At 44.1% G+C, this 24,529-nt stretch carries 27 protein-coding genes and 1 pseudogene; 20 read left to right on the top strand and 8 right to left on the bottom strand.

Annotated features, from left to right (window positions below):
- Positions 1-31: 31 nt before the first annotated feature.
- From NSS94_RS17465 to NSS94_RS17455, 3 genes are all read left to right on the top strand, one after another.
- Positions 32-769, top strand: a complete 738-nt coding sequence (locus NSS94_RS17465) for an SDR family oxidoreductase (RefSeq protein WP_340886129.1) — start codon at positions 32-34, stop codon at positions 767-769.
- Between the two features lie 223 nt (positions 770-992).
- Positions 993-1,271 carry an ArsR/SmtB family transcription factor gene (locus NSS94_RS17460; RefSeq protein ID WP_029515545.1) on the top strand — a complete coding sequence of 93 codons (279 nt, stop codon included), beginning with the start codon at positions 993-995 and terminating at the stop codon, positions 1,269-1,271.
- 71 nt (positions 1,272-1,342) lie between these two features.
- Positions 1,343-2,515: an MFS transporter gene (locus NSS94_RS17455; protein ID WP_340886128.1), complete on the top strand. Its 1,173-nt coding sequence runs from the start codon at positions 1,343-1,345 to the stop codon at positions 2,513-2,515.
- A 101-nt stretch (positions 2,516-2,616) separates the two neighbouring features.
- Here the strand turns inward: NSS94_RS17455 and NSS94_RS17450 are convergent, their stop codons facing one another.
- Complete coding sequence (locus NSS94_RS17450; protein ID WP_029515543.1) at positions 2,617-3,429, bottom strand: GNAT family N-acetyltransferase; 813 nt, start codon at positions 3,427-3,429, stop codon at positions 2,617-2,619.
- Positions 3,430-3,868: 439 nt separating this feature from the next.
- Between NSS94_RS17450 and NSS94_RS17445 the strand changes: the two genes are divergently transcribed.
- The gene (locus NSS94_RS17445; protein ID WP_029515541.1) at positions 3,869-4,240 is read left to right on the top strand and encodes a hypothetical protein; all 372 of its coding nucleotides are present in this window, start codon (positions 3,869-3,871) and stop codon (positions 4,238-4,240) included.
- Positions 4,241-4,467: 227 nt separating this feature from the next.
- Here NSS94_RS17445 and NSS94_RS17440 read toward each other — a convergent pair whose 3' ends face one another.
- On the bottom strand, positions 4,468-5,472 hold the full coding sequence (locus NSS94_RS17440) for a chitosanase (protein WP_340886126.1): 1,005 nt from the start codon (positions 5,470-5,472) through the stop codon (positions 4,468-4,470).
- A gap of 265 nt (positions 5,473-5,737) precedes the next feature.
- On the opposite strand from NSS94_RS17440, the gene NSS94_RS17435 reads away from it, so the two are divergent.
- From NSS94_RS17435 to NSS94_RS17415, 5 genes are all read left to right on the top strand, one after another.
- A complete protein-coding gene (locus NSS94_RS17435; RefSeq protein WP_341039762.1) occupies positions 5,738-6,526 on the top strand; it encodes an isocitrate lyase/PEP mutase family protein in 789 nt (262 codons plus the stop codon).
- A gap of 37 nt (positions 6,527-6,563) precedes the next feature.
- The gene (locus NSS94_RS17430) at positions 6,564-7,124 is read left to right on the top strand and encodes a bifunctional transcriptional activator/DNA repair enzyme AdaA (protein ID WP_029515538.1); all 561 of its coding nucleotides are present in this window, start codon (positions 6,564-6,566) and stop codon (positions 7,122-7,124) included.
- A 25-nt stretch (positions 7,125-7,149) separates the two neighbouring features.
- A complete protein-coding gene (locus tag NSS94_RS17425; protein ID WP_341039761.1) occupies positions 7,150-7,635 on the top strand; it encodes a methylated-DNA--[protein]-cysteine S-methyltransferase in 486 nt (161 codons plus the stop codon).
- A gap of 13 nt (positions 7,636-7,648) precedes the next feature.
- Entirely contained in the window at positions 7,649-7,936 is a 288-nt protein-coding gene (locus tag NSS94_RS17420) for an antitoxin Xre/MbcA/ParS toxin-binding domain-containing protein (protein ID WP_039274373.1), read from the top strand.
- A gap of 159 nt (positions 7,937-8,095) precedes the next feature.
- Positions 8,096-9,979 (top strand): stalk domain-containing protein, encoded by a 1,884-nt coding sequence (locus NSS94_RS17415; protein ID WP_069010485.1) that lies wholly within the window; start codon positions 8,096-8,098, stop codon positions 9,977-9,979.
- Between the two features lie 86 nt (positions 9,980-10,065).
- Here NSS94_RS17415 and NSS94_RS17410 read toward each other — a convergent pair whose 3' ends face one another.
- Positions 10,066-10,623 (bottom strand): YdhK family protein, encoded by a 558-nt coding sequence (locus tag NSS94_RS17410; protein ID WP_341039760.1) that lies wholly within the window; start codon positions 10,621-10,623, stop codon positions 10,066-10,068.
- A 289-nt stretch (positions 10,624-10,912) separates the two neighbouring features.
- Between NSS94_RS17410 and NSS94_RS17405 the strand changes: the two genes are divergently transcribed.
- From NSS94_RS17405 to NSS94_RS17395, 3 genes and pseudogenes are all read left to right on the top strand, one after another.
- Positions 10,913-11,752 (top strand): MetQ/NlpA family ABC transporter substrate-binding protein, encoded by an 840-nt coding sequence (locus tag NSS94_RS17405; RefSeq protein ID WP_341039759.1) that lies wholly within the window; start codon positions 10,913-10,915, stop codon positions 11,750-11,752.
- A gap of 69 nt (positions 11,753-11,821) precedes the next feature.
- Positions 11,822-12,997: an aminotransferase class I/II-fold pyridoxal phosphate-dependent enzyme gene (locus NSS94_RS17400; RefSeq protein ID WP_341039758.1), complete on the top strand. Its 1,176-nt coding sequence runs from the start codon at positions 11,822-11,824 to the stop codon at positions 12,995-12,997.
- Positions 12,998-13,001: 4 nt separating this feature from the next.
- Positions 13,002-13,139, top strand: a pseudogene (locus NSS94_RS17395) (phosphorylase family protein); the annotation flags it as partial.
- 174 nt (positions 13,140-13,313) lie between these two features.
- Here NSS94_RS17395 and NSS94_RS17390 read toward each other — a convergent pair.
- The 4 genes from NSS94_RS17390 to NSS94_RS17375 all read right to left on the bottom strand — a co-directional run bounded on the left by NSS94_RS17390 (position 13,314) and on the right by NSS94_RS17375 (position 16,765).
- Positions 13,314-13,799 carry a DUF5381 family protein gene (locus tag NSS94_RS17390; RefSeq protein ID WP_069010490.1) on the bottom strand — a complete coding sequence of 162 codons (486 nt, stop codon included), beginning with the start codon at positions 13,797-13,799 and terminating at the stop codon, positions 13,314-13,316.
- Positions 13,792-14,628 carry a hypothetical protein gene (locus NSS94_RS17385; protein WP_341039757.1) on the bottom strand — a complete coding sequence of 279 codons (837 nt, stop codon included), beginning with the start codon at positions 14,626-14,628 and terminating at the stop codon, positions 13,792-13,794. The genes NSS94_RS17390 and NSS94_RS17385 overlap by 8 nt, the downstream gene beginning before the upstream one ends.
- Positions 14,629-14,663: 35 nt before the next feature.
- Positions 14,664-15,749: a WXG100 family type VII secretion target gene (locus NSS94_RS17380; RefSeq protein ID WP_341039756.1), complete on the bottom strand. Its 1,086-nt coding sequence runs from the start codon at positions 15,747-15,749 to the stop codon at positions 14,664-14,666.
- Positions 15,750-16,018: 269 nt separating this feature from the next.
- Positions 16,019-16,765 (bottom strand): hypothetical protein, encoded by a 747-nt coding sequence (locus NSS94_RS17375; RefSeq protein WP_341039755.1) that lies wholly within the window; start codon positions 16,763-16,765, stop codon positions 16,019-16,021.
- Positions 16,766-16,925: 160 nt separating this feature from the next.
- Between NSS94_RS17375 and NSS94_RS17370 the strand changes: the two genes are divergently transcribed.
- The 5 genes from NSS94_RS17370 to NSS94_RS17350 all read left to right on the top strand — a co-directional run bounded on the left by NSS94_RS17370 (position 16,926) and on the right by NSS94_RS17350 (position 20,540).
- Positions 16,926-17,852, top strand: a complete 927-nt coding sequence (locus NSS94_RS17370) for a cell division protein ZipA C-terminal FtsZ-binding domain-containing protein (RefSeq protein WP_341039753.1) — start codon at positions 16,926-16,928, stop codon at positions 17,850-17,852.
- Positions 17,853-17,872: 20 nt separating this feature from the next.
- On the top strand, positions 17,873-18,574 hold the full coding sequence (locus NSS94_RS17365; protein WP_165149720.1) for a DUF1963 domain-containing protein: 702 nt from the start codon (positions 17,873-17,875) through the stop codon (positions 18,572-18,574).
- Positions 18,575-18,673: 99 nt separating this feature from the next.
- Complete coding sequence (locus tag NSS94_RS17360; protein WP_039274393.1) at positions 18,674-19,144, top strand: DUF6097 family protein; 471 nt, start codon at positions 18,674-18,676, stop codon at positions 19,142-19,144.
- A 52-nt stretch (positions 19,145-19,196) separates the two neighbouring features.
- The gene (locus tag NSS94_RS17355; protein ID WP_341039751.1) at positions 19,197-19,664 is read left to right on the top strand and encodes a hypothetical protein; all 468 of its coding nucleotides are present in this window, start codon (positions 19,197-19,199) and stop codon (positions 19,662-19,664) included.
- Positions 19,665-19,742: 78 nt separating this feature from the next.
- Positions 19,743-20,540: a hypothetical protein gene (locus NSS94_RS17350; protein WP_069010496.1), complete on the top strand. Its 798-nt coding sequence runs from the start codon at positions 19,743-19,745 to the stop codon at positions 20,538-20,540.
- 29 nt (positions 20,541-20,569) lie between these two features.
- Here the strand turns inward: NSS94_RS17350 and NSS94_RS17345 are convergent, their stop codons facing one another.
- Positions 20,570-20,992, bottom strand: a complete 423-nt coding sequence (locus NSS94_RS17345) for a hemerythrin domain-containing protein (protein WP_029515522.1) — start codon at positions 20,990-20,992, stop codon at positions 20,570-20,572.
- Between the two features lie 169 nt (positions 20,993-21,161).
- On the opposite strand from NSS94_RS17345, the gene NSS94_RS17340 reads away from it, so the two are divergent.
- The 3 genes from NSS94_RS17340 to hemG are packed head-to-tail and all read left to right on the top strand — an operon-like array spanning position 21,162 to position 24,485.
- Positions 21,162-21,950 (top strand): YwiC-like family protein, encoded by a 789-nt coding sequence (locus NSS94_RS17340; protein WP_049816889.1) that lies wholly within the window; start codon positions 21,162-21,164, stop codon positions 21,948-21,950.
- 14 nt (positions 21,951-21,964) lie between these two features.
- Entirely contained in the window at positions 21,965-23,080 is a 1,116-nt protein-coding gene (locus tag NSS94_RS17335) for a TIGR04053 family radical SAM/SPASM domain-containing protein (protein WP_069010498.1), read from the top strand.
- Positions 23,064-24,485, top strand: coding sequence for a protoporphyrinogen oxidase (hemG, locus tag NSS94_RS17330; RefSeq protein WP_208332668.1), 1,422 nt, complete (start codon positions 23,064-23,066; stop codon positions 24,483-24,485). Before NSS94_RS17335 ends, hemG begins: the two co-directional genes overlap by 17 nt.
- Positions 24,486-24,529: the final 44 nt, after the last annotated feature.

Raw genomic sequence — 24,529 nt, 5'->3', positions numbered from 1 at the left:
AGTGACATTTTAAACTAGAGGAGGAATAAGCATGTTGGATATTAAAGGGAAAGTCGTAGCTATTACGGGGGCAAGCAGTGGGATCGGTGAAGCTACTGCCCGTTTACTTGCTCGCCATGGGGCTCATGTGATATTAGGGGCCAGACGCACAGAGCGACTGGAGGCTCTGACATCCGAGATTCGTTCTAAAGGTGGATCGGCTGATTATCAGCAACTGGATGTGACGAAGAGGGACCAGATGGAAGCGTTCATTAACTACGCGGAAAAAACATTTGGGCGTGTGGATGTCATTTTGAACAATGCGGGAGTGATGCCTCTTTCAAAATTAGAGGCCCTGAAGGTAGAGGAATGGGATCGCATGATTGATGTAAATATACGAGGCGTTCTGCATGGGATTGCGGCAGGGCTTCCGATTATGAAAAAGCAAGGATTTGGTCAGTTTATCAATATCGCCTCTATTGGCGCGTATAGTGTAACCCCGACTGCAGCGGTGTATTGCGCTACGAAGTATGCGGTTCGGGCGATCTCTGAAGGATTGCGCTTGGAGGTGGGGGGAGATATTCGCGTGACGTTGGTATCGCCGGGAGTAACCGAATCTGAGCTTGCTGACAGTATTTCAGATGAAGAGGCCCGGCAAGGAATGAAAGAGTATCGTCGTATTTCGATTTCGCCTGATGCCATAGCCCGTTCCATTCTGTATGCCATGGAGCAGCCAGCGGATGTAGATGTTAATGAAATTATTGTCAGACCCACGGCAAGCCTGAATTAACGCCATGGCATCCACGACGTTTCTCCCTCTATACTCAGTTTTTTTTCCTCCATCCTTTATGGATGGGGGATTATTTATCGGATGAGAAAGACCATCATTCACACCTCAGAGTGTAAAAAAGCTGTACCTTTATAATAAACGGGTTTACTTTTACAAATGTTTGTGATAACTTTATTTCGACAAACATCGAAATTAAGACTGGAACAGAAGGGAGCCGAACAGGGTGAAAGATACAACGGAAATGCAACAAGCTGTAAAAATATATAAAGCACTTGGAGAACCAACTCGTCTCAAGATAGCACTTCTGCTAAAAGAGGAAAGTGGCCAATGCTGCTCTGTGCTGGGCGAGAAGCTGAACAGTGTAGCTATTTCAACGCTATCGCATCATCTGAAGCAAATGGCAGAGTCGGGGCTGCTCACATACCGTAAAGAGGGGACGTTTATCTATTACAGCTTGGATGTGGAAGCAGCGCAGAAATATGCCCCGTTCCTGATGACATAATTTTTTTTAGTCTTAATTTCGATATTTGTAAAAATATAAAAACAATATAAGAAAAGAGGCGTTATTTAAAAATGCAGAGCACGTGGAAAGTGTATATTTTGGCCATTGTTAGTTTTTTGGTAGGCACATCCGAATACATTATCTCAGGCATTTTGGATCAGATTGCGACAACCATGGGGATTACGGTGTCCGCAGCGGGACAGTTGATTACAGTCTTTTCTCTTGCTTACGCGATTGGCACGCCGATTCTGATGGCAGTAACCGCTAAATGGGACAGACGCAAGCTGCTCCTGAGTTCGCTCGGATTATTTGCAGTAGCTAATGCCCTCTCCTTTATTCTGCCGGGTTTTGGAATGTTTATCGCCGCACGTATTCTTATGGCCCTCGGGGCGGGGATGGTTGTGGTTACAGCACTGAGCATTGCTGCGAAGATTGCTCCAGCCGGCAAGCAGGCCAGTTCTATTGCTACGATCACTATGGGTTTTACAGCCTCGCTGATTATCGGGGTGCCGCTTGGAAGAATGATATCTTCTGCATATGGCTGGAAAACCGTATTTCTCGGCATCGCTTTGACAGCGATTATTGCTTTGATCGTTATCGCTATGACAATCCCTCGCTTAAAAGGAGATCAACCGATTCCCTTACTACAGCAATTTGCTCTTCTGAAGAAGCCTGAAGTTGCTTTGGGATTGGCGATTACCTTCTTTTGGGGAGGGGGATATTTCCTCGCGTATACTTACATTTCACCGTACTTGCTGAATGTATCAGGTGTAGGGGATAATATGCTAAGCTCAGTATTACTTGCCTTCGGGATTGCCAGCCTGATCGGGTCGAAAATCGGTGGATACAGCGCAGATAAAAAGGGTATTTCCTTTACATTATTCGGGGGCATGGTGTTGCATGTCTTTTCCTTGCTTTTACTTCCTGCCGCCGCTCATTCCCTGATCGCAGTATTTGCTTTATTGATCCTTTGGTCGTTCGCTGCCTGGACAACTGGACCTACTCAACAATATAACTTGGTCACTCTTGTGCCTGAATCTTCCGGTGTGATGCTGAGTCTCAATCAGTCTACGATGCAGCTTGCCATGGCGGCCGGAGCTGGGATCGGTGGTGTAGTTGTTGGTCAGGTTTCGCTGGCTTCCATCACCTGGTTTGGAGCAGCAGGGGTCGTTATAGCTATTGTGGCTGTATATTTACTTTCACGAAGATCCTCAGTCCACACGGAATTGGGTGTTACGGAGTAAAGCTTATAGATAAGTGAAAAGGAGGCCCAGTGATGAAGGTGACATTGTGGTCTTCTTTGATTTTGAATGAACAATAATATGCTCTCTTGCAGTAGGAGGGCTTATTCAAACGTAATATCAGTGATTTTGCCGGCTTCCTTAAAGCCGATATTTTTATAAACTTGATTGGAAACCGAATTTTTTAAATCTGCATATAGCATGGGTACTAAATGCTCATTTTCCAAAATCGAACATAGCTCGGATACCATTCCGCTGGCAAAACCTTTCTTTCGTAAATTAGGCGGGGTATACACAGCATTAATGCGAGCATGTCTCGGCGAGCGGTGAGCAATATTAGCCATGGACACAGGCATGTTATTTACAATCCAAAGATACAAATTTCCTGTCCCGATGGTCTTCTCCGCAACCGATATTTGACTAACCGGATCAATAAAACTACCTAAAGCTTCTTCTGAAAAACCAGCTAGAAACTGGGCAACTAATTGTACATCCTCTGGGATGGATTGTCGGATCATTCCCTCAACGCCCGAGGGCTTTTTATATTTAGGACAGAAATAAGATTCCATGACCATATGGGTATGTACCTGAGCAGCATGACGACGTTGTGCGTAAGCATTTGCGAACTTCTCGACTGTTTCGGCATCACCACATACACCTGATAGGGTGGTTCCTTTTAAATAACGTAAGAGTTCTCCTATATAGGTCAATTTATGATTATCTGTGATTTGTTGTGAGATCCATAACCAGGCCTTATGTCCGGGTGATTGAGCAAAGACCATATTTTTATCGGACGTTTTGAGGCATGTTGATCCTTCTGACTCACAAATTCGATGGATCAAATGGTATCGAACTTCATCAGCCAAAAATAGATTTTGATTTAATATATCGTCGTTTGGGACTAGTTGCTCAATCATGACTCTGCCTCCTAATGAGCTGTGACCTAAGCACTTGTAAAGTGCTATGAAGCTATGAAGATTCGGTTGTTATATCTACTAGGATTTAAACTTCCGCGCTATACGCTTCTTATTTTTTTGTCGCCAAATCCATCTTTCGATAAAGTTTTTTTCTTTTCTTTCCTGAAGTGTTTCCTTCATACCCTTAATAAGAAATTCGGATCTTCGCTTGTCGTTTCTGCTAATTTCACGTAGTTCCTCAATAAATTTATCGTCCATGTCCGCATCTCCGTTAGTTCAGGATTTTCCAAATTGCTAAGCTAGATTATACAGAACATATGTTCCTTTTTCAAGTCTGCATCGCTCTATTCAATCACATAACCATTTTTAGATGGATGCTGCGAGGCCCGCGCCAATCGGATGGTGAGGCATAAGATAAGTTGAAAGGAGGAATTACAACATGGACAACAAAGCATATGTATCTCAAACGTATCCACGTCTTACAGTTTACAACGAAGAAAATTTTCGGGGTTCCAGGAGAGTATTCAGAGGAAACCTAGGCATTCGTAATACCGATAACATTCTCGACGGCATCGAAAGTCTGCGTTTCTTTTCTACCAGCAGCAATGCTACACTGGTACTCTTTACAGGCACGCGGTTTAGAGGTAACTTCCGTGTGTTTAGAGGCAATCGCAGCATCGCCGACCTGGATGATCTGATTCGTGGGAATGATGTGGAATCTATTATCTCTACCAATCAACGTTTGACGTTGCAACAAATCCGTAATATCCGCAGTAGCGGTAGACTTCCATCTGGCTACCGAATCATCTAACGGCCTTATTTCGACTTCATAACCATTTTACAAGACTGTTTCAGGAGCTTGCAACTTTCGGGCTTTTGGGACAGTCTCTCTATTTGCACACGCGACCCACATATTTGAATGATGAGAGGAACTGTTTGGGAAAATGGGACCTTGTTAGTAGTCAACACCAACTCAATATTTATGAAAATAAATAAAGGAGGACATACGATATGCCCTCCTAATGACGTATATTGTATTTACTTCAGTTCCCAATTCGTTGCTTTGATCACGGCTGCATCTGCGTTCTTAAGATCTGTTTCGCCAGAAGCTAAGAGAGAACTCCATTGTTTCACACGATTCTTACCATTGGGAGGTTGGTTATAATCGTTGGTATCGACAACCAATGTACGCTTAGCATAGAAGCTAGTCATGAAATTCTTCTCATTCATACTACTGCCTGAACGTGAGAGGATTCCTTCAAGACTACCTGAATCACCAGTAGCGCCTTGATTGAGTGCTGTGTCGACAAATGATCCAATCGTTAGAGCAGTATTAAATCCGCGTTTATGTGCTTGCTGTACACTATATTCGATATAGGTGTCATAGAACGTACGCCACATGGCTTCTCTCCAAGCTTCATTGTTTTGGAGAGCGTTGATCTTCTTCTTGATTACACTATCGCTATCGCTGAGCTTTAGAATCGAACCATTCATCTTCCCCTTTAGACCAGCACGTGTTAATCCACCTGCAATGGAAGGGTTGCTAGCTCCACTAGCAGCATCAAAAGCTTTAAATAAGTACGGGCCATCTGGTCCCGTATCATTTGAACCGCCTGTTGTTGCTCCAAAGATACCAATGGTGTACCCACGATTATCGCCGATATCTTCAGCATAGCCATAGAATTCAGTCCATTTCAAAGAATCTTGCTCTGGTTTGTTCACTAGCTTCATAATATTATCCCACTGCTCACCGTCGAGTCCTGTATTAGCCTTCAGGAACTGAAGTGTTGAAGGTGAGAAATTAGCATCATGGTCAATAGCTGTAACCGCTGCTTGGCTAGTAGCTTCTTCGCTGGTAAGGGATAATGGCTGTATACTAGCTTCATTTGAGTTGTCGAAGCCCTCATTTAAATCGATCGTTTTCTGCACCGGAGTCCCATTCTCTTCAGCAAAAGCCTTGCTAGGTGAAGAGCCGGACAAGCTAGAGAAAGAAGCGACTACAGTAAAGCTTAGCAAGATCATAAGGAACTTTATTTTATACATATAACTCCTCCTATAAAATGTAATTGTGAAAGGCTAAAAGCGTAGATTTCCATCTAACTCGAATGGATTTAGCAAGAGTATAGATAAGAAGCATAGGATTGAATAGAGCTTAAATAACCGTTTTCTTCAAAAATTATGATTTATATGTGAATAAATGGACCAAGTTGTTCCTAGATTCCTACAGACCATAAGTGCAAGAATGAGGACGAAACAAAGATAGCCTCTTGATAAAATGAGTTACATCACATATCAGGAGGCTATATTTATGAACAAAATCCAGCAGTTTCATGCACTTCACACATTAGAGGAACTTTTATTTTTAGGGAACGCCTGGGATCTGCTATCTGCGGTGGCTCTGGAGAAAGCAGGTTTTAAGGCGATAGGTACGACGAGTTGGGGGATTGCCAATACGCTTGGATTTTCAGATGGAGAGCTTATTGATTTTGACCAGCACGTAAGTATTATTCGGACGATTGTTGAGCATGTTCAGATTCCAGTGTCGGCAGATATTGAAGCAGGATATGGAGAGGACACGGCAACGATTGTTGAGCATGTTTTAAGGGTAGCCGATGTGGGAGTTGCAGGGATTAATATTGAGGATTCTTTGAAAATGCAAAAGGGACTTCGAGAAGTGGGTCTGCACAGTAACCTATTGTCCAAAATTAGAGCGGCCTTGGATGCGCGTGGGTTTCAGGCGTTTTTTATAAACGCAAGAACGGATACATATTTGCAGATGAATACTCCACTTTCAGAGACCATAGAGCGGGCCAAAGCGTATGAGGATAGTGGTGCGAGCGGAATTTTTGTTCCAGGATTAAAGCGTGATGAAGAGATCAGGGAAGTTGTGTTTAATATACATGCTCCGCTTAATGTTTTATCCCTGCCGGGTCTGACGAATGTCCACCAGCTTCAGCAGTTAGGAGTTAAACGGTTTAGCTTTGGAAATGCATTTTCTGATAAGATAATAGTTGCTTTGCAAAAGAATGCAGAACAGTTGATAGAGCTACAAGATACATCACATTTATATGAGGATTTTGCAAAATCCTTGAGCTAGATGAATATGAACTATAGAAAGGACGGAGCATTCGATCATGGCTAACCTTAGTCTTTCTTTTGAAGAAATGTGGGAGAAAATTATAGCGTGTGATCGTAAGTATGACGGGTTGTTTTTTACCGCTGTGAAAACAACCCACATATACTGCCGACCTTCCTGTCGATCCAAAAAGCCGAAGAAAATAAATGTGGAGTTTTACTTTGATTTGGACAAAGTGGAAAAGGCGGGTTTTCGTGCTTGCAAAAGATGCCAGCCCCATACAGACCATTCGCCGTATATCAGACTTGTGCAGAATGTGGTAACCTTTTTGGTTAATCATTACAAGGAAAAACTTGTATTGCAGGATATTGCGGACCATATCGGAATAAGCTCCTTTTACTTGGATCGGATCTTTAAACAGGAAACCGCCGAAACCCCGCGCACGTATTTGGAAAAAATAAGAGTAGATAAGGCAGCCTATCTTCTTAAAAGTACAAATCTTACGAATCTTGAGATTTGCTATGAGACGGGCTTCCAAAGTCCCTCCCATTTCTATAAGGCGTTTCGTAGCTTGAACCATTGTTCTCCTAGTGAGTATAGAAAGTTGAGCAGGGAATAGAAAAGGAAGGAGGTTGTATCCTTTTATGAGCGAACTATACGTAATGAAGTATGTATCGCCGATTGGAGAGGTAGAGATACAGGGCACAAATGAGGCTGTCTATTCTATTATGTTCTCTAATCGGAATGAGCCCTTAACGAGGGCTATAGAAGAGGTTCCAATCCAAGTATTAGCGGAATGCACTACCCAGCTTGACGAGTATTTTAAAGGTGAGCGCTTTGAGTTTACGTTTCCTTATGCCCTTGAAGGTACGGATTTTCAGCAAAAAGTATGGAATGCGCTGGTGTCCGTGGGGTACGGTAAAACAACAGCTTATAAAGATATTGCTCTTGCTATTGGAAATGAAAAAGCGATCCGAGCCGTAGGCAGTGCTAATGGAAAAAATAAGCTGAGCATTGTGATTCCATGTCACCGAATTATCGGTTCCAATCAGAAACTAACGGGCTATGCAGGAGGGCTATGGAGAAAAGAATGGTTGCTCCAGCATGAAAAGCGTTGTCTGAGGCCCTAAGGAGGGTTCGTAGATGAGAGACATATATTTGAAAGAGTTTAAGCCGGAGAACTGGGCCAACATGGTTCAGGTCTATCAGGAGCGGTATGCACAGGTAGATCCGGCTATAAGAGCAAAAGTGGCCAAAAGTAAAATTCCCAAGGAGATTCAGATTGTGCTGCTGCCCGATATGGGGGAGTATTTGCTGATTTGGATGGATCGAAAAGTCCCCGCACTCGGCAACGAAACACCGTCGGATTATTTGAAAAGCGAAGAAGGGACTAAAGCACTGAAGGCGGCTATATTACGTATGCCACGTTGAAGAAGCGGACCAAGGAGATACATATGAACATTGAACAGAGCGCGAATGATGGAAAAAGTGAGTTCCTATATCCATAACTGTAATCAGATGGAATGAACTTCATCTAACCCTATGCTATGATTTACCGACAAGAATATAGATTTAAAAGGGGAAATAAGAATGAAGCTCAAAAAAATGATGTTCCTACTTTCGTTTTTAACGATATTTGTAGGGTTGATCACTTTGTGCACAGAAAGTGTTCAGGCTGCCAATTCGACAGTATTCAAAGATGGAGATAAGCTTAAGCTTATTCTTGATGATGGTAATGGAGTAAACAGAGTGTTTAAATTTGATCTCCCGTTTACGATTAAGCCTGATACACCAATTCGTCTGTATAGCAACAACATTGAAATTCCTTCTGGTGACTTTACGATCGATTATGCCAACTCCACAATTACGATTGCGGATTCACGACCAGCACCTGGGCCAGGATCAGAAAATCATATAGAACTTCCTATAGCTATAACTATGAAAGGGACTGTGCAGTCAGTCGATGAATCTACAGTAACTCCACTTGCGGAGGAGCCGAAAGTAACGCAGCCTGAGGTGGAGACCCATATAAAAGAGATTCCCACTCCCAGTGAACCCAAAGTTGCTCAACCTGTGGATGAACCGAAAGTAATTGAACCGCAAGTAACCCAGCCGATCGAGGAGCCTAAAGTGGACCAAGCGGTTGATGAGTCACCGGAAATCCCTTTGTCTATCCCATCTGGAGAAAATTTTCCGGGTACATTTACAATCAACTCTTCAAGTACATCATTTTCAGTTCGTTTGAAGATGAAAAATATTCAACCCACGTACACTTCATATGTTATGGTCAAAAATGCGGATGCTCAATTAATTAAACGGATTCAGTTCGATCCGGAAACAACGTTTAGCTACCCTTTGAGTAACCTGAATTTATCTACAGGTGGATATTACTTTTATATCAAAATGATCGATCAGTCGGGAAATTCGGCAGCGTCTGTACCCCAATTTGTTCCTATAAATAATAACAAGGCTCAGCAGGTTGAGGTGTTTATAGACGGTAAACTGCAACAATATGAGCAGCCTGCGACCTCTATTAGCGGAAGTATGCTGGTGCCATTTCGTGCCGTTTTTGAGGCGCTTGGGGCGAAAGTGAAGTGGGATGGAGCTACCAAGACCGTTACTGCAACCAAAGGAAATACAACGATCAAGTTAACTGTAGGCTCCAGGGATGCCTATATCAACGGAAAATTAGTGCGTCTCAATGCGGCGCCAAGACTCATTAACGGCAAAGTAATGGTTCCTATTCGCTTTGTAAGTGAGGCGCTGGGTGCGAAGGTAAAGTGGAATATTGCAGCTCAGAGCGTTGTGATTTTCCTTGCTCCACCGCAGGTTTTGACAACCAGCGAAAGTGAACAATTAATGGAGGAAAATGAAGATGCTTCCGAATCACAATCCAATCCAACGATTCTGAAAAAGATATCCACCACCTTCTCCAAATCTACGGATATTGTGTTCGTCATAGATGTTACGAGTAGTATGACAGGGACGCTGGATTATGTGAGACAGAAGGTGAAAGGCTTTGTTGATTCCGTTCCAGCAGGTTCTCATTTTGCTGTCGTTGCATTTCGGGATATCAATCTGAAGGCAGATAAAGATTTAGAATTTTTGGAGTTTACGACCGATAAAAATAAGTTAAAAGGTAACTTGAATATGCTGCGCCCTTCCGCTGGCGGGGATTTGAAGGAATCGGGATTAGAGGCTATTCAGTTAGCTATAAGTAAATTTCCCAAAAATTCTAATTCCAAAACAATCATATTCATTACAGATGCACCAGTTCATGATAAGAATACAGCCCTGGGTAAAGCCCGTTTTTCTGTGGATGAAATCAACGAGCAATTACAGAAAAATGATGTTATTTTTAATGCAATCGTGCCTGCAAATGGACTAGCCAACAAACAAATGAAAAAGCTTGTAGATTCCAACGAAGGGACTTTGTATGATATCAAGGAGGCCAAGCTGAATTTAGCGAAGTAGGTTTGTCCAAACTCAAATAAAGCCGTTAAATGGAGCCGATGCCAGGCTCCCTTTTGTTATCACAAGCGACCTGTGCTGAAAGAGTTCTAATGGGCTGAAAGCTCACTCTCCGTCACCCATTTATGATTTTTGACAGGCTCTCCCCCTGTAGTCGGCGTATAGTCTACCATATATACGGTCGTTGGCTCGGCGGAATCAATGGTAGCCTTAGCCCCATCCATCCCCTTCATATGATCTGCTGCAAGGATAACCTCTGTGCCCGGTGCATAGGGCTCACTACTTGCATCCTTAATCTCTTCATGAATAACCCACTTATGATTATTCACTCTTTCTCCTCCAGTGGTTGGTGTATAGGAGACTGTATAAGCAGTAGTCGTATAAGCACCCGCAATCGTGGCCGTAGCCCCATTCATGCCGGCCATATGGTCAGCTCGTATAGTCGCTTGACTACCAACTTTGAAGGCTGGATTTTCAGCTTCTTTTAATCCGACAGGAAGCTCACTGGAAGTGGAATGGTTCATCTCCGATGTGTCGTGCTGTTGACTGCTGTTTGCCGTATGCTCCTGGTTCGGCGCGTTACTGTTCCCGCACCCACTCAAAATCATCATGACTGTACCAGCGAGCAAAGCCCATTGCATTCTCATATTTAATAGCTCCTTTAGGGTTTTATTTTCATATTCAATTATACCCATGGGGGGTATAATTGAAACGGAATAATATTACAAACATGTGAAGTGTTTTGCTTTCAAGGTGATCTCCAGTTGTGCCCCTTTTTTTGCTATGCAGAAGATGCGTAATTAAATGTTGTTGACAGTGAATAAAAAATCATTGTAATATCTATAAAACTCATCAAATTACTTGGTATTTTGAGCGACTGTAAACATTTTAACTCACCAAAAGTAGATGATATCAAGGAGCAGGGGGAGACATCAAATGAAGAAACCATGGATTTCATTTATATTGCTGTTGGGAGCAGTCGTGCTTTTTATTTCAGGCTGCGGCAGCAAGAATACGTCGGGCAATGCTGCGGGTGAAGAAAAGAAAACACTGCATATCAGCTTTAATCCTGGTCCATATAGCGATCAGTTTAAGAATGGTGTGGCTCCATATTTGGAGAAGAAAGGATATAAGATTACATATAAAGAGTTTACAGACGGTGTTCAGCCCAATGTAGCCGTGGCTAAGGGGGATATTGATGCTAATGTGTTTCAGCATTCGCTTTACCTGGATTCTATGAATAAGCGGGAGAATATTGATCTGATTGGTGCTGTACAGGTCCCCACTCCTCCAATGGGATTGTACTCCAGCAAGCATACCAGCCTTGACGAAATCGGCGATGGAGCCCAAATCAACCTGCCCAACGAGCCAGTCAATATGCTGCGTGCGCTGAATATTTTGAAGGAAGTAGGCTGGATTACGTTAAAGGACAATATCGATCCATTGCAAACCTCGGTGAACGACATCACCTCTAATCCGCATCATCTGCAATTTGTTGCTACCGATCCGGCACAGGGGCCACGTGTACTGAAGGATGTTGATTTTGCGGCTATACAAGGGAACTTTGCTGTATCGAATGGAATAAAGCTGACCTCGGCATTAAAGCTTGAAAATATGACAGATCCGTTCACGAACGTGGTCGCTGTGGACAGCAAGAACAAGGATAAGCCCTTCGTCAAAGACATTATTGAAGGATATCATTCAGATGAATTCCAAAAGTACATCCATTCGAACCCTGATTATGAAGGCTACAAGTTGCCAAGCTATTTCAAATAATATGGGGCATTATCTTCTGCGGGCTGACGTTGTCAGCCTGTATCTTATGGATAGAAGGTGGATATGAACGTGATTTTTTCATCCTCTGATTTCGTCAAGGCTCTGCCTGACAACTATTTTAGCGCAATAGATGACAAAGTGAATCTGTATAAAAGTAAAGGAATAGATGTAATTAATCTGGCAGCCGGCAACCCGGATCAGCCAACACCGGCGCATATTATCAGCGCTTTGAAGGAAGCGGTTGATCAACCGATCAATCAGGGCTATCCGCCTTTTCATGGAAAAAAAAGCACGCTGGAGGCTGTCGCCGCGTTCTATAAACGGGAGTATCAGGTGGAGCTGGATCCTGACCGGGAGATTGCCATATTCAACGGCTCAGCCATAGGCGTAATGGGGATTCCACAGGCGCTGCTGAATCCCGGTGATTGGTTATTGACCACCGATCCGGCATATCCCCAATATTATTCCGCTGCTGCGCTGGCAAGAGCCCATATTCATACGATTCCGCTTGATGAGAAGCTTGGTTTCTTGCCTGATTATACAACCGTGCCAGAGGAAATCGCAGAGCAGGTCAAATTGCTTATGATTAATTATCCGAACAATCCGACTGGAGCCGTAGCTACTGCAGATTTTCTGACGAAGACGCTGGATTATGCCGCTCGGTATCAGTTTCCAGTTATGAATGATTTTGCTTACGGTGCTCTTGGATTTGACGGGCATAAGCCGATTAGTTTATTGCAAATCCCCGGCGGCAAGGAGTATGGCGTCGAGACGTATACAGCTTCCAAAACGTATAACATGGCTGGATGGCGCTTCGGATTTGCGGTTGGAAATGCGTCCGTTATTGGTGCGCTCAAGCATTATCATACGCATGCCTACAGCACTGTTTTTGGCGCGGTACAGGATGCGGGAGCTGTCGCATTGCTGGGCACCCAGGAGCCAGTACAGGAGCTCGCGAAGTTATATGAGCGGCGCCGTAATGTTCTTATTGCAGCGTTACGAGGTATTGGCTGGGATGTAGCAGCTCCCCAAGGGTCTTTTTTTGCCTGGTTCAAGGTGCCGGAGGGGCATACATCGGCTTCCTTTGCAGACTTTTTATTGGACGGGGCGCACGTTGCGGTCGCTCCTGGAGAAGGCTTTGGTCGTGCAGGAGCTTCTTATGTGCGGGTCAGTCTGGTAAACAGTGAGGAAAGGCTGCTGGAGGCGGTGCAGCGTATCGCAGCGACGGGTGTTTTTCAAGTATAAGCCGGAATACAAGGAAGTTATTTTGCTGCAATCAGGAATTGGCAAAGCGAACGCTGCCTCGACTACGGCCCTGCTGATTGAGCGTTTTAGCCCAGAGCTTGTCATTAATACCGGGTCTGCGGGTGGGCTCGATCCAGCGCTGCTTGCTTTTGCGACAGAAGCGCTGGCGGAGACCAGGATTGAGGGGAAGATCGTCAAGGGTTTGATTACGACGGCAGACTCCTTTATCCGCAGCCAGTTTGGTATTCCATTTTTGGCTGCGGCCAATTCGGCCGCATATGATAGAGACAAGCTTTGATATATTCAATGGCACTATTCAGGAACGTTTTTTCTTCGACTTGCCATGCTGGTTAATGAGAGTTCGAAGTTGTTTCCCGGTTTGGTTCAGCTCTATATCGTTCAACACATAGTCGGTGCTGACTTCCCAGGTGCTGTGGTCATTCAGATGAAAAATAAAGGCGGGAAAGCGAGGGCGCAGCCATTTGCGGATGGAGGCCCCTTCGAATTCGACTTTAGTGATTGCAGCCCACGGGACAGTTCGAATACCATCTGAAATGCTGTGCTCGTCAAAGATGAACAGGTAGGTATCCTTTCGAAGCGTTCTGCTCAAACAAACCACGAGATAGCTACCGAAAAAAGGAAGTCCGACAATGGCGGACGTAATAAAGAAGAAGATTTGTAGAGCTGAGATATCTTCGTCGATAAAAATGAGCAGCAGCAAAAACAGACAAATAAGCACAAACATCAAGCTGCCCATGGCTTTCCAAAATGCCAAAGATCTTCGATATACAATTTTATCCACGGAATACCGCCTCGTCGGGAACAAACGCCTGAATGAAATAAGTTATCCGTTCTATCCAGTCAGCTTCGGTCACACTTTCAATTCGCAGACATGGAGTGGCCTGCATATCCAGTTCTGTATTTCTTACAATCCACACATCATTCTTTCCTTTAAGAACAAATAGCAGATTTGTAACAGAAGGACCATTTTCATCCGTATCCGTGTATACCATTTGGCTCAAATTATCAAGGCTACACTGATTACGATCAAAATCCTCCCGCCAGTCTTGTATCATTTGTTGAGCCGACTCATGAAGCTTCCACGTTGTCATTTGCTGCATGGTGAAGTTGGATGAGGTTAACTCATTCCACTGTTCTTCGGTCAGATCGACGTATCGGCTGTGCGCATTGAAGTTCGGAGCAGACAGGCCGAACAGTTGATCAATGTCGTGATGCCAGTCTTCTGGAGAAGACCAGCGAAAGAAATGGAGTTCATTGTGACTGGAGAAATGATACAGAAAACGTTCATTTCCATGGTGTATCGTTAACGTATTTTGCTTATCTTGTTGCTCCTTAAAGCCACGTAGCATCTGACGACTTTGTACCAGATGAGCTAAAATTTCAACAATGAACGCATCAAATTCGAGCTGTTGTTGCTCGTCATCCCGTTGTTCCATCAAACCCTTGGATATCAGGCTATGCGTTGCGGCATGAAAAAGTAGTTCCCAGCGATCTTCGGTTAGTTCCCCGTAATAAGATTGGAGCAGACCAGAAGCCATATCTTCTGCGCCCAATGCGGTCAAGGCAAAGCCTAGCTCTTCAAGCGTTAAAATTACCGTTTGTTTGTCCATAGTCAGGCTCCTTCTCCATCTGTTAGGTGTGTATATTATTTAAATAATTTGCTGGCCCAGCGTATCCCTTTTTCGGCAAATTTGGCGACTTTTCCGCCTGCCCAGCTTCCCACTGTACCGCCGACGTATGCCCCGACGGCTGCGCCGACCGGACCACCGATAGCACCGCCTATGGACCCCAAAACGACAGCGCCGCCATAAGTTGCGGCGGTTTTAATCGCTACGTTAGAGGCAGATACAGCTACATCCGTTCCGGTAAGCTTCCCGCTTTTCCATTTTCCAGCCAGACTGATGCCCTCGCCCACAATATTCATGGTGGCATTAATAGGGTAGAGCTTTTTGGCAATCATACCGGGAATTTGGCGGGTGGCTATGCCGTAACGTCCTTTTTCCACCCCGGCGATGACGTTCCGTGTCCACTGAGGAAAGCTGTTGGCTTTGTTGAATCCGAGGCCGAGCTTACCCATTTGAAGCTTTCCAACTAATCGATCAAAGCCCTTTAACCCCTTCATCACAATACCGGGTTTGGCGAATTGGCGGTTTAGGCTTTTGCCCAAATTACGCATAAAAGCATTGTTACCCTTGCCTTTCACCCATGCCGCATTATGTATAACCGCTCGAGTGGGATTCTTCAGACTTTTCTTGAATTCTACTGTTTTGGTGAGCACAAGTGTGGAAGCCAGACCGCTATAGATCGCTGTTCCGGCAAATCCTAGTTGCCCGCGCCATTTGTTGGCCTCTGACAGGCTGTTAATGGCTATATCTGCTGGATCGGGTCCTTTTTTCCCGGAAGTTGCCCCTTCGCTGTTGCTGATCTGTCCGCTGTGATCTCCTTTGGTAATCCCCGTGTCTGCTTGGGTATCTGTTTCCTTAAATTTTACTGCAATGGAACGCAGCTCTGTGCTGACAGAACTGACAGTTTGAGTGAAAGCATCCATTTGTCCACGCGCTTTATGAAAATCCTGATAAAAGCGCTGCTGTGTTGTTCCTGCCCAGCTATTTTCCAACATCTGAATATGCTGTGACAGTTGTCCGCAAATTTGTGCCCCCAGCTCACGTGCCTGTGCGAACTGCCTGGAAACCGCTTCTAGTTTCTCAGGAGGAACCATAATTTTAGCCATGATGTCCACCTCGGATGATTAAAATAATTACTTATATTTTAGTGAATCCAGTGGGGGTTAGCAAAAAAAGGAGGGGGTTTTAGTGAAAAATAAGTCATTTGTATGAGTTCATGAGGGTGCATAAGGGAGAATAGTAGGAGGTGTATGATCCGAAGTTCTTATAGTCACTCATAACGAAATGAAAAAAGCCACTCTTTTCAAATGGAGCTTTCCATTAGAAAGAGAGGCCTTCTTGCGTAGAGACTAATACATATTTCGCGTCGGTTTAATTACTTTAGCGGAATCTGCTTGGACAGCTTTTCAAACTGCTGCAAGTGAGGAGTGACCTTGGCAGTAATTCCTTTGAGATACTTAATGGACGCTTGTCTTTGGCGTTCTTTGGTGGCAGTCTCTTCAGGGAACATGGAGTATTCCTTTTGGACAGAGCCATTTTTATAATTTACGGAGAAGAGGTCTCCTTTTTGCCACCTTTGGACCAGATCTTGATTACTGTGCAAGATATTTATTATTTCATTGCTATTTTTATAAGTGAAGCTGTAGTCTGGATCGGCCACGGCGTGGATCACTTGGTAGCCGTTCTGTAATCCATTGTTCTGAAAAGTACCTACTTGGATCTCGTTCGAACGTACGGTTTCATCCATTTGCGTCACTTCTTCAGTCTGCGTACCCTTGCCGCTCATCGTGTCATTGCTCCAAGTTCCGTTGTATACGACTTTATGATTCTGTCCATCTGCATCCGTGTATTGATTTGTATATTTTCCGGTACCTGATCGCTTGCCATTCACAAAATCACCCGAATACTGCTTATATTCGCTCCATTTGATCGTACCACGTCCGTTAGGCTGCCCATTCTCGACCTCTCCATAGTAAGTAGTCTGACCGGATAGCTGAAGCAATTCCTTGGTTGCAGCCGCATTCGCCGCAGGTGTACTTACAGACAGCGCTCCAGATATCAGCGATGCGGACACCATAATAGGCAGTGATAGAGCCTTGCCTTTTTGCCAAAGTTTTTGCATCATGAGTTCTCCCCTTTCGAAGCTTTGAATTTCTAAAAAGTTAAGTTCAACAACCCAGCACCGTTTTTATACTATTTTGTGCTTGGTGATTTATAGTTTAATATATATTGAGAATTATAGGAAACTGTAAAGTGAAAACAGCTAGTTAGGAGAGAGATTCATGAATTTACCCGAACATGGGAGTGAGGATGTATCGAGCATCCTTGCCGTGGAGTTGGAACATGAGCCTGTCAAGACCATAAAAGGAATCCATCAAGTGGAGCCTGATGCTAATATCTATTGGCTGATTGATGTGGAATTTAGTGGTTTTACGTTGTCAGATGAGGATATTTTGCAATTGCTCAAAGGATATATCGTGTATGGGCATGTTCATGATTTACAGGTGTGGACTAGTGTGGGGCGCAGACCAGCAGGCGAATGCCATTTTGATAAAATTTGTGTTTGTATAGATATATTCGATAATGTAGAGATGCAGGTTTGTTTGGATGAAGCCAAGGTTGCAGACTTTATGAACACACTGCCAGCGCGTTTTCAGGAGAAGGGAACTGTTCATGTGCTTCCTCGAGAGGATGCTGCCCATGCACGTGCAAAAGCGGAAAAACTTAAAGCATTTACAGATCAGGAAGGTGAAAGGGAACACGCTGTCATGCTTAGGCTAGTAGCGGATCAAGGCCAATCTTACCGTGGAGCGGATATCTGGGATGTCATGCTGAGTCTCGGAATGGAGTGGGGAGATATGGACATTTTCCATGCACACCATCACGGGACGGGAGGTTATGATGAACTATTTAGCGTACATACGGGAACCGAGCCTGGCTTTTTTTGGTTGAGTACACTCGCAGAGGAGCGCTTTGCAGATTTAATTTTTAGTATGGATGGGGTGCGAACCGCGCAGCCGCAAACGGTGTTTGAGGCGATGTGGAAAAGTGCCGAATATGCACGCACCAGACTCGGCGGGACATTAGTGAATGAACAGGGTCTGCCAGCTGTGCCGGAAGATTATCTACATCAGATTCAAGAGATGGAAGATCGACTAAGAGAGTTTGGATTTAAAGCAGGCGAGGATGTTGTTCTGTTTCTATTCTAGATTAGAAAGGAGTGATTTCGTTGTCCAGCAACGCTATTGAAAAGCTAAGAACGATTCTAAAACGTAAAGCTACTATTTTTCATACAGGGGGTCGTAGACCGTCGGATTCCCTTGAACAAAGCTGGATTGGTAGAGTTACAGTGGCTTTGCCAACGGAGGAACGACCCATTGATGTACAGGGGAATGCTATGGCTCCGATCATGCAATTGTATTTGCCGGGCTTGCCCTTTGTCCCTGAAGCTATGCGTAGCATCAAGCTGTTGACAGTCTTCCTGTCTCCCGATGTACTGGATCATGAGGACATGGAAGGGTATATGTGTATTCGTGAGTATACGTCGGTAGAGGATTTGGTCGAAAAAGATTTTGGTCCGTCATTTATGCAAATCAAAGCATTTCCGCTGTTCCCTGAACTCAAAGAGAATGATTATCCGGTCTGGGACGGTGATGACATCCCTGAGGAATACGGCGATGCCCTTAACCAAATGGACAAGGAGGAACCCGACTATTTTGAGGACATCGTAGAGGAAATATATGCGGTTCACAAAATCGGTGGCTATCCCAGCTTTATTCAATCGGGCATTGACTTTGGCGAGGGCTATGAATTTGTATTTCAGATTGCTTCGGATGCCAAAGCCCAATTGAATATTGTGGATGGAGGCAGCTTTTATTTTGCCAAGCATCAGAATGACGGAGTCTGGCGGGGTTACTTTGATTTTTACTAATAGGCTCATTTAGAGAGCAGTCTGGAACCGATCGTTTTGTAGAGCATGGCAACCCTATATACTCGTAAGTTAGATACTATTGAAGTGGAGTGAAAAGATATGAATGTTTTAGGTCAGCTGGGATCTGCTATCCAGAGTAGTTTATTTATTCAATCCGAACTGAAGAAAGCTCATGCATTTATTCAGGAGCACGATCTGCCTGTAGAGCAGGTAGAACATGATTTTCACAAGCAGATCATCGTGCTGGAGCAATATACGGGAACTCGCGTTTTTCAGCGAGGGCTTGCTAAATACAAAGTAATCAATGTAATACTTATGATCATATCTGTGATCATATTGCTGGCAGCAGGCATCGTTGCGGCAATGGAATATTTACAACCCGAACGACATTTGCTGCAAGTGCTGGCGAATGCCATGTTTGACTATTGGGTTCCCTCTATTACTTTGCTCAGTGTTGTATTCGTGGGTGTGATCGTTCTCGCCATCGTTAGAACTGTTTATGCCAAACAATTACATACGCGCGTGCTAGATCGGGCCTGGCAGGCCATTTTCAATCATGTGGACAAATAAGGGCAGAGAGCAACTGTAGGAGATTGGCATAATAGCTGAAGGAGTGGCAGCAATGAATGACTGGGAATCGGGAATCATTCAGGTCGATGGTGAGCGTGCGATTTACTCATCGTTAACGGAAGATCAGTTGTTAGAGGCCGACTGGTATTCGAAATATTTTCATTCTGTAAGAAAGCTAGGAAATGAGTATATCTGGTATCATTTCGATCAGGTTTCTTTGCTGCGTCGGCATTTTTTTGTGTCTGTATGCTTTAAGGATACCAGCCTAGTTGTCGTGGAGATTTCGCTCCAGGGCAATGAATTTCCAACTTCGTGGGATAATTGGTCTGAAGAAGGGGAGAGAAAGCGGCAAAGGGAGCATGATCGTTTGTTACAGCAACATTTGTCCGTAAAGCCAAGCTATCGTCAAACAAAGCCTTACCCCTATATGGAATATGAACTGAACTGGGGGAAAATCTCTTCTTATTTTGACCCCCGGTCGGGAAATACGGCCATTGCTTTTAAGTATAAAGATGAATAGTGATCTTACATAAAATACACGACAACCCTGCGCTTTGTGCTGGAGGTGAGGGTGTTGGATGAGTAAGGGAGATGTGTTGTGGATAAAAAGGCGAAAAAAATACTGATGAACACATTCTGGTCCTCTAGCGGCTGGAAGCAGGAGCGGGGATCTTTTTCGGGTGAGGATTTTGAATATGCCAAAAGTAAGGGCTTGATGTTCGATCCGATCACCATTACACATAACGAGATTATAAACAGGCTGCATGAGCTGCACCAGCAAAAGGCTACAAAAGAACGAGTGGCAGCAGCATTTTTGCATAGTCTTTCCACGAAAAAGGTTCATTTACGAAGCGCCTTATCGAGCTGGGCATTAACCGCAGGGCTTCCTTTGCACACCTATGGGGAGCGGCCTGTCGTCCTGCCCAATTACAGTAGCTGTGGGGATTGTAATTTTAATAAATTGATGTCCGATAAGGAATACGTCAATAAAGATTTGAATGTACTAAATTTTGAACGAATCAAATGGGGCGGTATTCGTCTGAACCACCTTCTGTATTGCTGGATGGACCTTGAATTGTTCAGTCAAGAAGAGGATGTTCAGGTTTCCGATGAGGATCTAGCTATACTCCATAACATGCTCGAAGCTGTTCAGAACTGTGATGCTCAAAGCAGTGCACGTCAATTGGAAAAGCGCTGGAAGGATGTGTTTCCATCCAGCAAAAACGAGCGTGATGTTGTCATGGAGGTGTGGGGATATGCCGGACTGCTGGTCCCACAGGACACGCCTCGTAAACGACAGCACGGCAATCATGATTTTTATTCCGTAGCAGCCTGGCAAGGAGATGACGGATACTCACAAGAGGCGTTGGACTATTTCTTTGGTACGTTTTTATAGAGAATGTGAATCGTCATGCCACATCTTGATTATGACGGTTGCTCAAACAATAAACGTTCTTCTTCCCGACTATGAATGGCATTGACAACCAGAAGCGCGTGGAACTGTTGAAGAACTTCAGGCGTAAGCCCTTCTTCACGGATCCCGGCTTTGAGCTCTTTTACAATGATTCGGAGCAAATCATGATCTCGTGTAAGTTTAACGACAGCCTCCTGCAGTTCTGGTTTTTTCTCGACCATCTCCTGATAGAATCCTTCCTCTTCTGCATCAGCATGGCTGAGAATGCGGGTTTCCCAATATTCGATCAAGTGGTCGGCAGCCTGGCGCGCCACCTGGAATTCTTTCGCTTCCAATAATTCCTCTACTTCTCTCGTCTTATCTAGAGCGCCAGATAGCCCGCCTTGATGAATGGCATGATGAGCATGCAGTTGACGTAAAGAAGGTCCTCCCATAACAGTTCATCCTTTCTTTGTTCCCTTTTTTAGTACAGTATAGCATAAGAAAATAGCGTTATTTTTCCGGTTAGGATTTTCCCCTCTAAGGAAAAGGGAACTCCCTAATTGGTTCAATTTCATATAATACTTAGAATGAAGTTAGAAGATAAAACTCAATCTTGGGGGAATGGATGATGAATCGATTAACCGAAATAACAGACATAAAAAAGATTGTGAAAAAAGGATCAAGGGTTTGAGGGGGATGAGCAGATACATACCCAATCAACATGGAGCCTGGGCTATGCTCATTCTTCCATTTTTATTCGGTTTAGCTGCTTCTCGAGGGGATCTCATTCATATACCCCTATTTGTGTGCTGGTTTTTTATCTACTTATTCAGTTTTCCTGTCCTCCAATGGATCAAAACAGGCAGCAGTGAAAGATATCGCAAACCCGCCGTTGTATACGGAGTGATATTACTTCCTTTGTTAATTTCACTGATATGGTTTGAGCCTGCCTTGATCTGGTATGGAGTTCTTTTATTGCTCTTTTTTATGGCTAATATTTATTTTGCGAGAACGAAAAATGAACGTGCTTTACTCAATGACATTGTTGCAATTCTACTCTTTTGTTCTTTTATATATCCCGTTATTTATATGGGGGGAGGAGAGGATTGGAGGGTAGCAACAGAGCTATTCTTGCTTTTGGTGCTTTACTTTATCGGAACTGCTTTGTATGTCAAAACGATCATTCGTGAAAGAAAAAATATACGTTACCATTATGCTTCCGTTATCTATCATGTGGTGATTTTGTTGTTTGCCATTTGGTTAAAGTTATTTCTGTTTGTTCCTTTTTTAATTTTTTTGATAAGAGCCATATGGCTTCCTAAACTCGGATTAAAGGCAAAACAAGTTGGCATGGCGGAAATTGGATTTTCAATGATGCTCTATGTTTTTGTGTTGTTTTTATATTTCTAAAAGGAGAGACATCAATGATATCTTTAAAAACGCCGCGTGATTATCATACTGACCCGTTTATAGTCATCTGGGAGGTTACACGAGCTTGTGCTTTAAAGTGCCTTCACTGTAGAGCGGAAGCTCAGTACAAACCTGATCCTCGTCAACTGACATTAGAAGAAGGTAAGAAGCTAATAGATCAAATCGCTGAAATGAATCATCCGTTGCTTGTATTCACAGGCGGAGATCCTTTAATGCGTCCTGATCTGTTTGAACTGGCTCAATATGCAATTGAAGAGAAAAATCTGTCGGTTTCAATGACCCCCAGTGCCACTCCTAAAGTGACACGAACAGCGGTAGAAAAAGCAAAGCAAGTTGGATTATCGCGGTGGGCATTTAGTCTGGACGGTTCATGTGCCGAGATTCACGATCATTTTCGGGGTACAGCGGGTTCTTACGATACGACCATGCGAGGAATTGGTTATTTAAAGGAACTGAACATCCCTATTCAAGTGAACACTACGGTATCCCGGTACAATCTTCATGATCTGGAGCAAATTGCAGAAAGAGTAAAGGAAATGCAGGCTGTGTTATGGAGTTTATTTTTCCTTGTTCCAACTGGACGTGGCATGGAGAAAGATATGATTACTCCTGATGAGCATGAAGCCGTAATGAAATGGTTGTATCAAATACAGCAACAGATGCCGTACGGAGTGAAGGCTACAGAAGCTCCTCACTACCGGAGGGTCGTGCTGCAGCAAAAGCACAGCGCAGGTGAGAACAGTGTAGCAGACGGACAAAAGAGGGCAGATGTTTTAGGACGTGCTCCTAAAGGCGTAAATGACGGAGATGGATTTGTTTTTATTAGTCATATCGGCGAAGTATACCCTAGTGGTTTCCTGCCTCTTATGTGCGGGAATGTACGAAAGGATAGCTTGGCAGACATTTATCGCAACTCTCCGATCATGATGAATCTTAGAGATAAGTCCCTACTTAAAGGTAAATGTGGAGTCTGTGAATTCAAGGCTGTCTGTGGGGGCTCCAGAGCAAGGGCTTTTGCAATAACAGGAGACTATTTGGAGAGTGACCCTTATTGCGCTTATATACCCGGGGTTGGAGAGGAAAAGTGTTTTCATGAAGAAAAGTTCTAAAAAAGTCGTTATTCTCGGTGGAGGAATAAGCGGTTTAAGTGCTGCCTTTTATGTGAAAAAGCTGGCTGAGGATCGGCAACTTGAAGTGGAGATTACACTGGTGGAGAAAAGTGAACGTCTAGGAGGAAAACTGCAAACCGTTCGCCAAAACGATTTTATGATCGAAAAAGGACCGGATGCTTTCTTGGCCAGAAAGACGGCAATATTGGATTTGACTATGGAGTTGGGGCTGGAAGCAGAGCTGGTATCGACAAACCCGAAAGCCAAATCTGCTAGCATTTTGCATAAGGGTAAACTTCATACGATGCCGATGGGCTTCATTCTGGGCATTCCAACAAAGCTCACTCCCTTCATTCGGACAGGACTTATTTCTCCGCTGGGAAAAGCACGGGCAGCCCTGGATTTAATCATTCCGGCAAAGAAAGGTGATGCAGACGAATCTCTAGGTGATTTTATCAAACGGCGTCTCGGCAAAGAAGTTCTGGACCAGATTACGGAACCTCTGCTGTCTGGAATTTACGCTGGGGATACACATTCCCTGAGCCTCATGTCAACCTTCCCTCAATTTAAACTAATGGAACAAAAGCATGGAAGTCTGATTAAGGGTATGTCTAAAGGGGCGGGGAGAAAGCCAGCAGTACAAGACAACCTGCCAGATATCGCTAAGAAAAGTATGTTTCTTTCTTATCGGCTAGGATTATCTTCGATCGTGGAGCGGCTAAAGGAAAGGCTGGATACCGTACGTTTTGTTATGGGGCAAGGTGTAGTTGAAGTAAGGAAAGAAAGCGGTTATCAGGTCATTTTAGAACATGGACAAAAAATAGATGCGGATGCGGTGATCTGCGCTGTTCCAGCTTTTGAAGCGGCTACATTATTCTCCGGCGTTGCAAGCGCTAGCTGGTTACACAAGATTCACTATGTTTCCGTAGCCAATATTGCTCTTGCTTATAAAAACACAGATCTTAATCTTAATTTTGAGGGAACGGGATTTTTAGTACCCCGCAAAGAAGGTAAAAAGATTACGGCATGTACTTGGTCTTCGACGAAGTGGAGCCATACTGCTCCTGAAGGATATACGCTTTTACGGACCTACATTGGACATGCAGGTGCACAGGAGTGGATTCAGATGACAGACGATCAACTTGTGGATGCCGCGCGTAAAGATTTGAAAGATTTAATGGGCCTGGAAGCGGAACCGGAATTCACCGAAGTCAGTAGGTGTGATCGATCAATGCCGCAATATCCGATTGGACACAAAGAGCATATGGCGAAGATCAGACAGGACTTCGCACAGGATTTACCGGGTGTTTTCCTATGTGGTGCCGGCTATGGGGGCGTTGGAATTCCAGATTGCATCGCTCAAGGGAAAGAAGCGGCTGAACAGTTGCTTTCTGATTTTTTATAATCAGGCTCTTTCCACGAATGAAAGAGGGAACCCCCTGATTGGTT

Origin of the sequence: Paenibacillus sp. FSL L8-0644 (assembly GCF_038008165.1) — a bacterium.
In the GTDB taxonomy this organism is placed as follows: Bacteria; Bacillota; Bacilli; order Paenibacillales; family Paenibacillaceae; genus Paenibacillus; species Paenibacillus polymyxa_D.
The sequence above is the reverse complement of the archived record's forward strand: the minus strand, read 5'-3'. Positions and strand labels throughout refer to the sequence as shown.